The following is a 13260-nucleotide window of genomic DNA, read 5'->3' as shown; positions in this document are numbered from 1 at the left end:
GCCATGGTAGCCCAAAACGTCGAAAATAGACAAAAGACAAAACCGGGAGGGGGATGATGTTCCAGCCAGCGAAAGTGTTGCTGCTGTATGCCCATCCGGAATCTCAGGACTCGGTCGCGAACCGGGTTCTGCTTAAACCGGCCATGCAGCTCAGTAATGTGACCGTGCACGATCTTTACGCGCACTATCCTGATTTTTTTATCGACATTCCGCATGAGCAGGCGCTGCTGCGCGAGCATGATGTGATTGTTTTTCAGCATCCTCTCTACACCTATAGCTGCCCGGCGCTGTTAAAGGAGTGGCTTGACCGTGTTCTGAGCCGCGGATTTGCCAGCGGTCCCGGAGGGAATCAACTGGCGGGAAAGTACTGGCGAAGCGTCATCACTACCGGTGAACCGGAAAGCGCGTACCGTTATGACGCGCTGAACCGTTATCCGATGAGCGATGTACTGCGCCCTTTTGAGCTAACGGCCGGTATGTGCCGCATGCACTGGATGAGCCCAATCATCGTTTACTGGGCAAGGCGGCAAACGAAGCAGGAGCTGGACAGCCATGCTAAAGCGTACGGTGACTGGCTGGCGAATCCGATTCCTGTGGGAGGCCGCTGATGGAAGGTTCTGATTTATTGACCGCGGGAGTGTTGTTCCTCTTCGCGGCGGTCGCTGCGGTGCCGCTGGCATCGCGGCTGGGTATTGGCCCGGTATTAGGATACTTGCTGGCGGGGATCGCTATCGGCCCGTGGGGATTAGGATTCATTAGCGATGTAGATGAAATCCTGCACTTTTCCGAACTGGGCGTCGTCTTTTTGATGTTCATCATTGGGCTGGAACTTAACCCGGCTAAGTTATGGCAATTGCGGCGTTCAATTTTTGGCGTCGGTGCCGCGCAGGTGATGTTGAGCGCAGTGGTACTTGCTGGCTTGCTGATGCTGACCGCATTCTCCTGGCAAGCGGCAGTGGTCGGCGGCATTGGTCTGGCGATGTCATCGACCGCCATGGCGCTACAGTTGATGCGCGAAAAAGGCATGAACCGCAGCGAATCCGGGCAACTGGGTTTTTCGGTGCTGCTGTTCCAGGATTTGGCAGTAATCCCCGCACTGGCGCTGGTTCCACTGCTGGCGGGGTCTGCTGATGAACATTTTGACTGGATCAAAGTGGGCATGAAGGTGTTGGCTTTCGCCGGCATGTTGATTGGCGGACGCTATTTGCTGCGCCCTGTTTTCCGCTTCATTGCGGGTTCTGGCGTGCGGGAAGTGTTCACCGCCGCTACGCTGCTGCTGGTACTGGGTTCCGCGCTATTTATGGATGCGCTGGGATTGTCGATGGCGCTGGGAACGTTTATCGCGGGCGTGCTGCTGGCGGAAAGCGAATACCGCCATGAGTTGGAAACGGCAATCGATCCCTTTAAGGGCCTGTTGCTCGGACTGTTTTTTATCTCCGTCGGCATGTCGCTCAATCTCGGCGTGCTCTATACCCATATTCTGTGGGTAGCGGCGAGCGTAATCGTGCTGGTGGTCGTGAAGATGCTGGTGTTGTATGTGCTGGCACGACTGAACGGCATGAGAAGCTCTGAACGAATGCAGTTTGCCGGCGTGTTAAGCCAGGGCGGTGAATTCGCTTTCGTGCTGTTTTCAACGGCATCCTCGCAACGATTGTTTCAGGGCGATCAAATGGCGCTACTGCTGGTGACCGTCACGTTGTCGATGATGACCACGCCGCTGGTGATGAAGCTGATTGATAAATGGCTCTCCCGCCAGTTTAACGGCCCGGATGAAGAAGATGAAAAACCCTGGGTGGAGGATGATAAACCGCAGGTCATTGTCGTGGGGTTTGGACGCTTTGGTCAGGTTATTGGTCGCTTACTGATGGCCAATAAAATGCGTATTACCGTCCTGGAGCGAGATATCAGCGCTGTGAATCTGATGCGCAAATATGGTTATAAGGTCTATTACGGAGATGCCACCCAAGTGGATCTGTTGCGTTCTGCGGGGGCAGAGGCGGCGCAATCCATCGTCATTACCTGTAATGAACCCGAAGACACCATGAAACTGGTGGAGCTTTGCCAACAATACTTTCCGCATTTGCATATTCTTGCGCGAGCGCGCGGACGTGTAGAGGCGCATGAGTTATTACAGGCCGGGGTGACGCAGTTTTCCCGCGAAACGTTCTCCAGTGCGCTGGAGTTGGGGCGTAAAACGCTGGTCACGTTGGGGATGCATCCGCACCAGGCTCAGCGCGCTCAGCTGCATTTTCGGCGGCTCGATATGCGCATGTTGCGGGAACTGATTCCCATGCATACAGACACGGTACAAATCTCGCGAGCCAGGGAAGCCCGGCGTGAACTGGAGGAAATTTTCCAACGTGAGATGCAGCAAGAGCGGCGTCAGCTGGATGGCTGGGATGAATTTGAGTAGAGGTAATCATGGCAATTCGTAAACGTTTTATTGCAGGCGCAAAATGTCCGTCCTGCCAGGCGCAGGATACGCTGGCGATGTGGCGCGAAAATAATATCGATATTGTTGAGTGTGTTAAGTGCGGGCATCAGATGCGGGAAGCCGATAAAGAGGCGCGCGAACATGTTCGCAAAGAAGAGCAAGTGATCGGGATTTTTCATCCGGACTAGCGATATGGCGCAGCTTTTTTTAAGCTAGAGGGTACACGGGTGCAGAATTCCGCTACAATCTGCGCCACTATTCTTTCCATGCTCAGGAGATATCATGAAAGTAGCAAAGGACCTGGTGGTCAGCCTGGCCTATCAGGTACGTACAGAAGACGGTGTATTGGTTGATGAGTCTCCGGTGAGTGCACCGCTGGACTACCTGCATGGTCACGGTTCCCTGATTTCTGGCCTGGAAACAGCGCTGGACGGTCATGAAGTTGGCGACAAATTCGACGTTGCTGTTGGCGCAAACGACGCTTACGGCCAGTACGACGAAAACCTGGTGCAGCGCGTTCCTAAAGACGTCTTCATGGGCGTTGACGAACTGCAGGTTGGCATGCGTTTCCTGGCTGAAACTGACCAGGGTCCAGTACCGGTAGAAATTACTGAAGTGGAAGACGACCACGTTGTGGTTGACGGTAACCACATGCTGGCTGGCCAGAACCTGAAATTCAACGTAGAAGTTGTAGCGATTCGTGAAGCGACCGAAGAAGAACTGGCTCATGGCCACGTTCACGGCGCGCACGGTCACGACCACGATCATGACCACGGTCACGATGGTTGCTGCGGTGGTCACGGCCACGACCATGGTCACGAGCACGGTGGCGAAGGCTGCTGCGGCGGTGGCGGTAAAGGTAACGGCGGCTGCGGTTGCCACTAATACCCTTCGTCTTTCACCCCACAGCGGTGTTGGCTGCGCTTTCAAATCCCGGTCACATAGTTATCTATGCTCCCGGGACTTCCTCAAGCTTGCCGCCTTGCTGTGATTTGAAATCCTTTGGGTATATGTGAGTAGGCCTGCTAAGCGTTCGCGCCATCGGGCACAAAAAAGCGGGATATCCCCGCTTTTTTTACGTCTTAATAATGCGGCGGTGGGGTCTCTTCGGACTGCGACGCGATGTGGGACGGCTGCGTGGCTTTCAGCTTCTCAGTCAGCAGACGCAGATGATCGCGTAGTTTAGCCATTTCCAGTTCATGCGCAGTTACCGTCACGTTGAGCTCTTCAATGGTGATTTCCTGAAATGCCAGGCGGCTTTCCAGCTCGGCCAGGCGAGTTTCTAATGTTGTATCCTGCATGATTCACCTCTTTCTTTTTTCTCCGGCAGATCGCGGACTGCGGCGAATTCTACTTAACTTTGCCTGTTTGCACAGCACTCAATCTTCGGCAACGAAACTAATTTAAACAAAAAGAGTCTGAAAAGTGGTGATAATAGGGCGTGCCTGTATGTTGATTTGTTCTGCAACGCTTTATAGTACATTTTTATGTTAGATAACCCTGGGGTGAGATGCCCCGGCCCTGGAGATATGGATGAAATCACTGTTTAAAGTAACGCTGCTGGCGACCACAATGGCTGTTGCTCTGCATGCCCCGATCACCTTCGCTGCTGATGCTGCGAAACCAGCCGCTACTGCTGACAGCAAAGCAGCATTCAAGAATGACGACCAAAAATCCGCTTACGCGCTGGGCGCGTCACTGGGTCGTTATATGGAAAACTCCCTGAAAGAGCAGGAAAAGCTGGGCATCAAACTGGATAAAGATCAGCTGATCGCTGGCGTTCAGGATGCGTTTGCTGACAAGAGCAAGCTCTCTGACCAGGAAATCGAACAAACTCTGCAGGCGTTTGAAGCGCGCGTGAAGAGCTCCGCTCAGGCGAAAATGGAAAAAGACGCGGCTGACAATGAAGCCAAAGGTAAAGTTTACCGCGAGAAATTTGCTAAAGAGAAAGGCGTTAAAACCTCTTCCACCGGCTTGATCTACAAAGTAGAGAAAGAAGGTACCGGCGCTGCGCCGAAAGACAGCGATACCGTGGTTGTAAACTACAAAGGTACGCTGATTGATGGTAAAGAGTTTGACAACTCCTACACCCGTGGCGAGCCGCTCTCTTTCCGTCTTGATGGTGTTATCCCTGGCTGGACCGAAGGTCTGAAAAACATCAAGAAAGGCGGTAAAATTCAGTTGGTTATCCCACCGGATCTGGCTTACGGCAAAACCGGGGTTCCGGGTATTCCGGCCAACTCTACGCTGGTCTTTGATGTTGAACTGTTAGACATCAAACCGGCACCGAAAGCCGAGGCGCAGCCAGATGCTGCACCGGCCGATAAAGCTGCAGATAGCAGCAAAAAGTAAGCGAACAGTAACCGCCGCCCACAGGGCGGCGGTTTTTTATTATCGACAGGATATAATTAATACTGGAAAGCGCCTTGTGCGCTGTATTACTTTAGATGCCCCTATAATAGTGATGAGCCTGCCCTGACAACATAACGACAGGCTCCTGAAAAGGAGTGCTTTTTTTCATGTCCAGGTCGCTTTTAACCAACGAAACCAGTGAGCTAGATTTACTGGATCAACGTCCTTTCGATCAAACTGACTTCGATATCCTTAAATCCTATGAAGCGGTAGTGGACGGGTTGGCGATGCTCATTGGTTCCCATTGTGAAATCGTATTGCACTCTTTGCAGGATTTGAAATGCTCAGCTATCCGCATTGCGAACGGTGAACACACGGGCCGTAAAATTGGCTCACCGATAACCGACCTTGCTTTGCGTATGCTGCATGATATGACGGGTGCGGATAGCAGCGTGTCGAAGTGTTACTTCACACGTGCGAAAAGCGGTGTCTTGATGAAGTCGGTGACGATTGCCATTCGTAACCGAGAGCATCGCGTGATTGGTCTGCTGTGCATCAACATGAACCTCGATGTGCCATTCTCGCAGATAATGAATACCTTTATCCCACCGGAAACCCCGGAAGTGGGCTCTGCCGTGAACTTTGCTTCTTCAGTCGAAGATCTGGTCACCCAGACGCTGGAATTCACGATCGAAGAAGTGAATGCCGATCGCAATGTATCCAACAATGCGAAAAACCGCCAGATTGTCCTGAATCTGTATGAGAAAGGTATCTTCGATATTAAAGATGCGATTAACCAGGTCGCCGATCGGCTGAATATCTCCAAGCACACGGTCTACCTCTATATTCGCCAGTTCAAAAGCGGCGATTTCCAGGGGCAAGACAAGTAATGCGCTTTACCATCATGGTGACGGGACCTGCTTATGGTACACAGCAGGCGAGTAGCGCGTTGCAATTTGCCCACGCGCTACTCAAGGAAGGGCATGAGTTAAGCAGCGTATTTTTCTATCGTGAAGGTGTGTATAACGCCAACTTCCTGACTTCGCCCGCCAGCGATGAGTATGATCTGGTACGAGCCTGGCAACAGCTGAACCAACAACATGGCGTGACGCTAAATATCTGCGTTGCAGCGGCGTTGCGCCGCGGCGTTGTTGATGAAGCTGAAGCAAAGCGGCTTGGGCTGGCAGGTGCTAATCTACAATCAGGTTTCAATCTCAGCGGGCTGGGTTCGCTGGCTGAGGCGTCCCTGACCTGCGATCGCGTGGTGCAGTTTTAATGAAACGGGTTGCTTTTGTCTTTTCTACCGTGCCGCACGGCAGCGCATCCGGCCGTGAAGGGTTAGATGCCTTACTGGCGACATCTGCGCTAACGGAAGGTCTCGGCGTGTTTTTTATCGGCGATGGCGTGTTCCAGATCCTCCAGGGTCAACAACCGGATGTCGTTCTGGCTCGCAACTATATCGCAACGTTTAAGCTGTTGGAGTTGTACGATATCGATCAATGTTGGCTTTGTGCCGCCTCATTACGTGAGCGGGGTCTTCAGCAGGGTGTTAATTTTGTGGTTGATGCCACGCCGTTGGAACCTGAAGATTTGCGCCGTGAGCTAGGCAATTATGACGTCATTTTAAGGTTTTGAGACTCTCATGCTGCACACACTACACCGCTCCGCGTGGCTTACTGATTTCTCCTCTCTTCTTCGCCTGATTGAAAAAGACGATGAGCTTTTACTGCTCCAGGATGGCGTGACTGCCGCAATAGAAGGAAGCCGTTTCCTTGAAAGTCTGCAAAATGCCTCCATTAAGGTCTCTGTACTGGAAGAAGACATTAAAGCTCGCGGGTTAGATGGTCAAATTTCAGACAGTGTCGTCAGGGTTAGCTATACTGACTTCGTCAGACTTACGGTGAAGCATCCCAACCAGATGTCCTGGTAATTGCGGGATCGTTGTATATTTCTTGACACCTTTTCGACACCGACCTAAAATTCTGCGTCCTCATATTGTATGAGGTCGTTTTATTACGTGTTTACGAAGCAAAAGCTAAAACCAGGAGCTATTTAATGGCAACAGTTAACCAGCTGGTACGCAAACCACGTGCACGCAAAGTTGCAAAAAGCAACGTGCCTGCGCTGGAAGCATGCCCGCAGAAACGTGGCGTATGTACTCGTGTATATACTACCACCCCTAAAAAACCGAACTCCGCACTGCGTAAAGTTTGCCGTGTTCGTCTGACTAACGGTTTTGAAGTGACTTCCTACATCGGTGGTGAAGGTCACAACCTGCAGGAGCACTCCGTGATCCTGATCCGTGGCGGTCGTGTAAAAGACCTCCCGGGTGTTCGTTACCACACCGTTCGTGGTGCGCTTGACTGCTCCGGCGTTAAAGACCGTAAGCAATCACGCTCCAAGTATGGCGTGAAACGTCCTAAGGCTTAATGGTTCTCCGTTAAGTAAGGCCAAACGTTTTATATTAATGTCAAACTAAACTCTTAGAGTTTTGGACAATCCTGAATTAACAACGGAGTATTTCCATGCCACGTCGTCGCGTCATTGGTCAGCGTAAAATTCTGCCGGATCCGAAGTTCGGATCAGAACTGCTGGCTAAATTTGTAAATATCCTGATGGTAGATGGTAAAAAATCTACTGCCGAAACTATCGTATACAGCGCGCTGGAGACCCTGGCTCAGCGTTCTGGTAAAAACGAACTGGAAGCTTTCGAAGTAGCTCTCGAAAACGTGCGCCCGACTGTCGAAGTTAAGTCTCGCCGCGTTGGTGGTTCTACTTATCAGGTACCAGTTGAAGTCCGTCCGGTCCGTCGTAATGCCCTGGCAATGCGTTGGATCGTTGAAGCTGCTCGTAAACGCGGTGATAAATCCATGGCTCTGCGCCTGGCGAACGAACTTTCTGATGCTGCAGAAAACAAAGGTACTGCAGTTAAGAAACGTGAAGACGTTCACCGTATGGCAGAAGCCAACAAGGCGTTCGCACACTACCGTTGGTAATCCCTTCGGAGTTTTAGTCACCAGGCGGGCGCTTCCAGTAAGCAGCCCGCTTTGGGCTACTTAAATTGAACGCCTAAAAGATAAACGAGGAATCAAATGGCTCGTACAACACCCATCGCGCGCTACCGTAACATCGGTATCAGTGCGCACATCGACGCCGGTAAAACCACTACTACCGAACGTATTCTGTTCTACACCGGTGTAAACCATAAAATCGGTGAAGTTCATGACGGCGCAGCCACCATGGACTGGATGGAGCAGGAGCAGGAGCGTGGTATTACTATCACCTCCGCAGCGACTACTGCATTCTGGTCTGGTATGGCTAAGCAGTATGAACCGCATCGCGTAAACATCATCGACACCCCGGGGCACGTTGACTTCACTATCGAAGTAGAACGTTCCATGCGTGTGCTTGATGGTGCAGTAATGGTTTACTGCGCAGTTGGTGGTGTTCAGCCTCAGTCTGAAACCGTATGGCGTCAGGCAAACAAATATAAAGTTCCGCGCATTGCGTTCGTTAACAAAATGGACCGTATGGGTGCGAACTTCCTGAAAGTTGTTGGTCAGATCAAAACCCGTCTGGGCGCGAACCCTGTTCCGCTGCAGCTGGCGATTGGCGCTGAAGAAGCGTTCACCGGTGTTGTTGACCTGGTGAAAATGAAAGCCATCAACTGGAACGAAGAAGATGCAGGCGTAACCTTCACTTATGAAGATATCCCGGCTGACATGCAGGAACTGGCTGACGAATGGCACCAGAACCTGATCGAGTCCGCAGCGGAAGCTTCAGAAGAGCTGATGGAGAAATACCTGGGTGGTGAAGAACTGACTGAAGAAGAGATCAAAAAAGCTCTGCGTCAGCGCGTTCTGAACAACGAAATCATCCTGGTAACCTGTGGTTCTGCGTTTAAGAACAAAGGTGTTCAGGCGATGCTGGATGCGGTAATTGATTACCTGCCATCCCCAGTCGACGTACCTGCGATCAACGGTATTCTGGACGACGGTAAAGATACTCCGGCTGAGCGTCACGCTAGCGATGATGAGCCGTTTGCTGCTCTGGCATTCAAAATCGCTACCGACCCGTTCGTGGGTAACCTGACCTTCTTCCGTGTGTACTCTGGTGTGGTTAACTCCGGTGATACCATCCTGAACTCCGTGAAAACTGCACGTGAGCGTTTTGGCCGTATCGTTCAGATGCACGCCAACAAACGTGAAGAGATCAAAGAAGTTCGCGCGGGCGATATCGCTGCTGCAATCGGTCTGAAAGACGTGACCACTGGTGACACTCTGTGTGACCCGGATCACCCGATCATTCTGGAACGTATGGAATTCCCTGAGCCGGTAATCTCCATCGCGGTAGAACCGAAAACCAAAGCTGACCAGGAAAAAATGGGTCTGGCTCTGGGCCGTCTGGCTAAAGAAGACCCGTCTTTCCGCGTATGGACTGACGAAGAATCTAACCAGACTATTATCGCTGGTATGGGTGAGCTGCACCTCGACATCATCGTTGACCGTATGAAGCGTGAATTCAACGTTGAAGCGAACGTCGGTAAACCTCAGGTTGCTTACCGCGAAGCGATTCGCGCGAAAGTTACCGATATCGAAGGTAAACACGCTAAGCAGTCTGGTGGTCGCGGTCAGTACGGTCATGTTGTTATCGACATGTACCCGCTGGAGCCGGGTTCAAACCCGAAAGGCTACGAGTTCATCAACGACATCAAAGGTGGTGTAATTCCTGGCGAATACATCCCGGCCGTTGATAAAGGCATCCAGGAACAGCTGAAATCTGGCCCGCTGGCTGGTTACCCGGTTGTTGATCTGGGCGTGCGTCTGCACTTCGGTTCTTACCATGACGTTGACTCCTCTGAGCTGGCGTTTAAACTGGCCGCTTCTATCGCCTTCAAAGATGGCTTTAAGAAAGCGAAACCAGTTCTGCTTGAGCCTATCATGAAGGTTGAAGTAGAGACTCCGGAAGAGAACACCGGTGACGTTATCGGTGACTTGAGCCGCCGTCGTGGTATGCTTCGTGGTCAGGAATCCAACGTCACTGGCGTTGTTATCCATGCTGAAGTTCCGCTGTCTGAAATGTTCGGATATGCAACCCAGCTGCGTTCTCTGACCAAAGGCCGTGCTTCTTACTCCATGGAGTTCCTGAAGTACGACGATGCGCCGAACAACGTTGCTCAGGCCGTTATTGAAGCCCGTGGTAAATAAGCCACAGGATTAAAACCTAAGTCCCGTGCTCTCTCCATAGGGGAGAGCACTATAGTAAGGAATATAGCCGTGTCTAAAGAAAAATTTGAACGTACAAAACCGCACGTTAACGTCGGCACCATCGGCCACGTTGACCACGGTAAAACTACCCTGACCGCTGCAATCACCACCGTACTGGCTAAAACCTACGGCGGTGCTGCTCGTGCATTCGACCAGATCGATAACGCGCCGGAAGAAAAAGCTCGTGGTATCACCATCAACACTTCTCACGTTGAATATGACACCCCGACTCGCCACTACGCACACGTAGACTGCCCGGGCCACGCCGACTATGTTAAAAACATGATCACCGGTGCTGCGCAGATGGACGGCGCGATCCTGGTTGTTGCTGCGACTGACGGCCCGATGCCGCAGACTCGTGAGCACATCCTGCTGGGTCGTCAGGTAGGCGTTCCGTACATCATCGTGTTCCTGAACAAATGCGACATGGTTGATGACGAAGAGCTGCTGGAACTGGTAGAAATGGAAGTTCGTGAACTTCTGTCTCAGTACGATTTCCCGGGCGACGACACTCCGATCGTTCGTGGTTCTGCTCTGAAAGCGCTGGAAGGCGAAGCAGAGTGGGAAGCGAAAATCATCGAACTGGCTGGCTTCCTGGACTCTTACATCCCGGAACCAGAGCGTGCGATTGACAAGCCGTTCCTGCTGCCTATCGAAGACGTATTCTCCATCTCCGGTCGTGGTACCGTTGTTACCGGTCGTGTAGAACGCGGTATCATCAAAGTTGGTGAAGAAGTTGAAATCGTTGGTATCAAAGAGACTGCTAAGTCTACCTGTACTGGCGTTGAAATGTTCCGCAAACTGCTGGACGAAGGCCGTGCTGGTGAGAACGTTGGTGTTCTGCTGCGTGGTATCAAACGTGAAGAAATCGAACGTGGTCAGGTACTGGCTAAGCCGGGCTCTATCAAGCCGCACACCAAGTTCGAATCTGAAGTGTACATCCTGTCCAAAGACGAAGGCGGCCGTCATACTCCGTTCTTCAAAGGCTACCGTCCGCAGTTCTACTTCCGTACTACTGACGTGACTGGCACCATCGAACTGCCGGAAGGCGTAGAGATGGTAATGCCGGGCGACAACATCAAAATGGTTGTTACCCTGATCCACCCGATCGCGATGGACGACGGTCTGCGTTTCGCAATCCGTGAAGGCGGCCGTACTGTAGGTGCGGGCGTTGTTGCTAAAGTAATGAGCTAATATTACGTTTATTTAACGTAGTTAGTTTAAAAGCCCCGAATATATTTCGGGGCTTTTTTATTTGTGTTTATTTAAAGATTTCAGAAATATTAGTTAATCTCAATATATAAATAATTTATCTGGTAGGATAAGTTTGTTCATTTCTTAAAGCATTGCGATTTGTATTTTATTAATTGAACTTGTTTGTTGTTATATCTACCTTATGCGTTATTACATACATATGTAATAAATTGATGGATTTATAACAACAGGAATGTTTAATAATGCAATTAAATCTCGCAACAAAAGCCTTATTTTGTATGGGGCTGACATGTGCTGCCTTGCCAGCATTTGCCCTGGAAGCATGGAGCGGTCAGGAAGGCGGCAGTATGTATGAAGTGATTTTCGACAGCGGCGTGTATAGCAATGCGTGGTGGGTAGGTGCATCGGATTGTCCGGGAAACGCCGCGGGCGACGAAGCGAATAACCCATGGCGCTACGAGCGAGCAGCGACCGCTGATGAAATAACGAAATATGGTAATCCAACAACCTGCGATACGGGTGGCGGTACGGTAACTTACCCAGCATATGACAATAGTATCGCTTATAATGCTGGTGATATTGTTATTTATAATAATGCGACGTATAAAACGTCTGTCGCGCAAAGCGCTTATGGTTTTGCTCCTGGTCAGGAAAATCCATGGGAGGCTTATGCCGTTGTCACGCAATGGGCGTCCTCGACCGTCTATAATAAAGGCGATAAAGTTCAGAAAAATGGCCAGGAATATGAAGCCCTGTTTTATACCGTAGGGGATGATCCTTCTCTTCCAGCTAATCAAAACCCAACCGGCACAAATGGTCGTCCATGGAAACCACTGGGCACTGTTGTCTCTTATACTCAGGACCAGTTGAATAAAGCTCCAGAATATAATTCCTCCACTGTATATGAAAGCGGCACGCTGATCCGCTATAACGGTGGTAATTACGTTTCGCAGTCCAAAGTACAGAAAGTCTCCCCATTTGATACCAATCCATGGCGCGTGTTTATCGACTGGACCGGCACCAAAGAAAAAGTAGGCACGCCGAAGTCACCATGGCCTGCGCATGTCTATGCCCCATATGTCGATTTTACCCTCAACTCACAGCCGGATCTGGCAAGCCTTGCGCAGAACCAGAATGTCACCCACTTCACCATGGCTTTCGTGGTCAGTAAAGATGCAGATACCTGCCTGCCGACATGGGGTACCGCATATAACGTTAACGACTACGCTCAGTACAGCAAAATTAAAGCGCTGCGTGAAGCAGGTGGCGACATCATGGTTTCCATTGGCGGAGCGAATAACTCCCCACTGGCAGCGTCTTGTAAGAATGTGAATGACCTGAAGCAGCATTATTACGATATTGTAGACAACCTGAATCTTAACGTGCTGGACTTCGATATTGAAGGCACCTGGGTTGCGGATCATGAATCCATAAACCGTCGTAATGAAGCGGTGAAGGCTGTTCAGGACACCTGGAAAGCAGAAGGTCGTAGCGTCGGGATTTGGTACACCTTGCCTATTCTGCCGACGGGCCTGACGGCTGAAGGTCTTTACGTACTTGAAGATGCGAAAGCCAAGGGCGTTGAACTGGCTGGTGTCAACGTCATGGCGATGGATTACGGTAACAGCATTTGCCAGTCTGATGGTACTGAAGGCCAAAACATTCATGGCAAGTGTGCGACATCCGCCATTGAAAACCTCCATAGCCAGATGAAGCAGATTTTCACTGACAAGAGCGATGCGGAAATCAACGCCATGATGGGCACGACGCCGATGATCGGTTACAACGACGTTCAGGGCGAAGTGTTTTATATGTCTGATGCGAAACTGGTGATGCAGGATGCCACTGATCGTGGTCTGGGCATGATTGGCATATGGTCCATGATGCGCGATCAGCCTGGCGTGGCCAGGCAGGTTTCCCCTGAGCACAGCGGTCTGACCGAACAGCAGGCTGCGAAATACGCCTTTAGCGAAGTCTTTGCCCCGTTTACGA

The 13260-nt window shown here is 51.1% G+C and carries 15 protein-coding genes; 14 read left to right on the top strand and 1 reads right to left on the bottom strand.

Features of this window, described 5'->3' with window-relative positions; all coding sequences use genetic code 11:
- The first annotated feature begins 56 nt into the window (after window positions 1-56).
- The 4 genes from kefG to slyD all read left to right on the top strand — a co-directional run bounded on the left by kefG (window position 57) and on the right by slyD (window position 3319).
- Window positions 57-608, top strand: coding sequence for a glutathione-regulated potassium-efflux system ancillary protein KefG (gene kefG / locus JSN25_RS03985; RefSeq protein ID WP_003023629.1), 552 nt, complete (start codon window positions 57-59; stop codon window positions 606-608).
- Complete coding sequence (gene kefB, locus JSN25_RS03980) at window positions 608-2413, top strand: glutathione-regulated potassium-efflux system protein KefB (protein WP_038634774.1); 1806 nt, start codon at window positions 608-610, stop codon at window positions 2411-2413. The genes kefG and kefB overlap by 1 nt, the downstream gene beginning before the upstream one ends.
- 8 nt (window positions 2414-2421) lie before the next feature.
- Window positions 2422-2622, top strand: coding sequence for a YheV family putative zinc ribbon protein (locus JSN25_RS03975; RefSeq protein WP_016154768.1), 201 nt, complete (start codon window positions 2422-2424; stop codon window positions 2620-2622).
- Between the two features lie 94 nt (window positions 2623-2716).
- Window positions 2717-3319 carry a peptidylprolyl isomerase gene (gene slyD / locus JSN25_RS03970; RefSeq protein WP_006687368.1) on the top strand — a complete coding sequence of 201 codons (603 nt, stop codon included), beginning with the start codon at window positions 2717-2719 and terminating at the stop codon, window positions 3317-3319.
- Window positions 3320-3516: 197 nt separating this feature from the next.
- Here the strand turns inward: slyD and JSN25_RS03965 are convergent, their stop codons facing one another.
- Complete coding sequence (locus JSN25_RS03965) at window positions 3517-3735, bottom strand: protein SlyX (RefSeq protein ID WP_038634770.1); 219 nt, start codon at window positions 3733-3735, stop codon at window positions 3517-3519.
- A gap of 232 nt (window positions 3736-3967) precedes the next feature.
- On the opposite strand from JSN25_RS03965, the gene fkpA reads away from it, so the two are divergent.
- The 10 genes from fkpA to JSN25_RS03915 form a co-directional block, all read left to right on the top strand.
- Window positions 3968-4786 carry an FKBP-type peptidyl-prolyl cis-trans isomerase gene (fkpA, locus tag JSN25_RS03960; RefSeq protein ID WP_038634767.1) on the top strand — a complete coding sequence of 273 codons (819 nt, stop codon included), beginning with the start codon at window positions 3968-3970 and terminating at the stop codon, window positions 4784-4786.
- A gap of 167 nt (window positions 4787-4953) precedes the next feature.
- On the top strand, window positions 4954-5676 hold the full coding sequence (locus JSN25_RS03955; protein ID WP_003023643.1) for a helix-turn-helix transcriptional regulator: 723 nt from the start codon (window positions 4954-4956) through the stop codon (window positions 5674-5676).
- Window positions 5676-6062, top strand: a complete 387-nt coding sequence (gene tusD, locus JSN25_RS03950) for a sulfurtransferase complex subunit TusD (RefSeq protein ID WP_137351159.1) — start codon at window positions 5676-5678, stop codon at window positions 6060-6062. The genes JSN25_RS03955 and tusD overlap by 1 nt, the downstream gene beginning before the upstream one ends.
- Window positions 6062-6421 (top strand): sulfurtransferase complex subunit TusC, encoded by a 360-nt coding sequence (gene tusC / locus JSN25_RS03945; protein WP_038634761.1) that lies wholly within the window; start codon window positions 6062-6064, stop codon window positions 6419-6421. The genes tusD and tusC overlap by 1 nt, the downstream gene beginning before the upstream one ends.
- Before the next feature lie 7 nt (window positions 6422-6428).
- On the top strand, window positions 6429-6716 hold the full coding sequence (tusB, locus tag JSN25_RS03940; RefSeq protein WP_038634759.1) for a sulfurtransferase complex subunit TusB: 288 nt from the start codon (window positions 6429-6431) through the stop codon (window positions 6714-6716).
- Between the two features lie 125 nt (window positions 6717-6841).
- Entirely contained in the window at window positions 6842-7216 is a 375-nt protein-coding gene (gene rpsL / locus JSN25_RS03935; protein ID WP_003023654.1) for a 30S ribosomal protein S12, read from the top strand.
- 95 nt (window positions 7217-7311) lie between these two features.
- A complete protein-coding gene (gene rpsG / locus JSN25_RS03930; RefSeq protein ID WP_003023657.1) occupies window positions 7312-7782 on the top strand; it encodes a 30S ribosomal protein S7 in 471 nt (156 codons plus the stop codon).
- Window positions 7783-7878: 96 nt separating this feature from the next.
- Window positions 7879-9993 carry an elongation factor G gene (fusA, locus tag JSN25_RS03925; RefSeq protein WP_038634754.1) on the top strand — a complete coding sequence of 705 codons (2115 nt, stop codon included), beginning with the start codon at window positions 7879-7881 and terminating at the stop codon, window positions 9991-9993.
- A 69-nt stretch (window positions 9994-10062) separates the two neighbouring features.
- Window positions 10063-11247 carry an elongation factor Tu gene (gene tuf, locus JSN25_RS03920; RefSeq protein ID WP_003031109.1) on the top strand — a complete coding sequence of 395 codons (1185 nt, stop codon included), beginning with the start codon at window positions 10063-10065 and terminating at the stop codon, window positions 11245-11247.
- 263 nt (window positions 11248-11510) lie between these two features.
- On the top strand, window positions 11511-13260 hold a 1750-nt coding region (locus JSN25_RS03915), incomplete at its 3' end, for a glycosyl hydrolase family 18 protein (RefSeq protein ID WP_204525453.1).

It is taken from the genome of Citrobacter cronae, assembly GCF_016893685.1.
Lineage (GTDB): Bacteria > Pseudomonadota > Gammaproteobacteria > Enterobacterales > Enterobacteriaceae > Citrobacter > Citrobacter werkmanii.
This window is presented reverse-complemented; position numbering and strand designations above follow the sequence as displayed.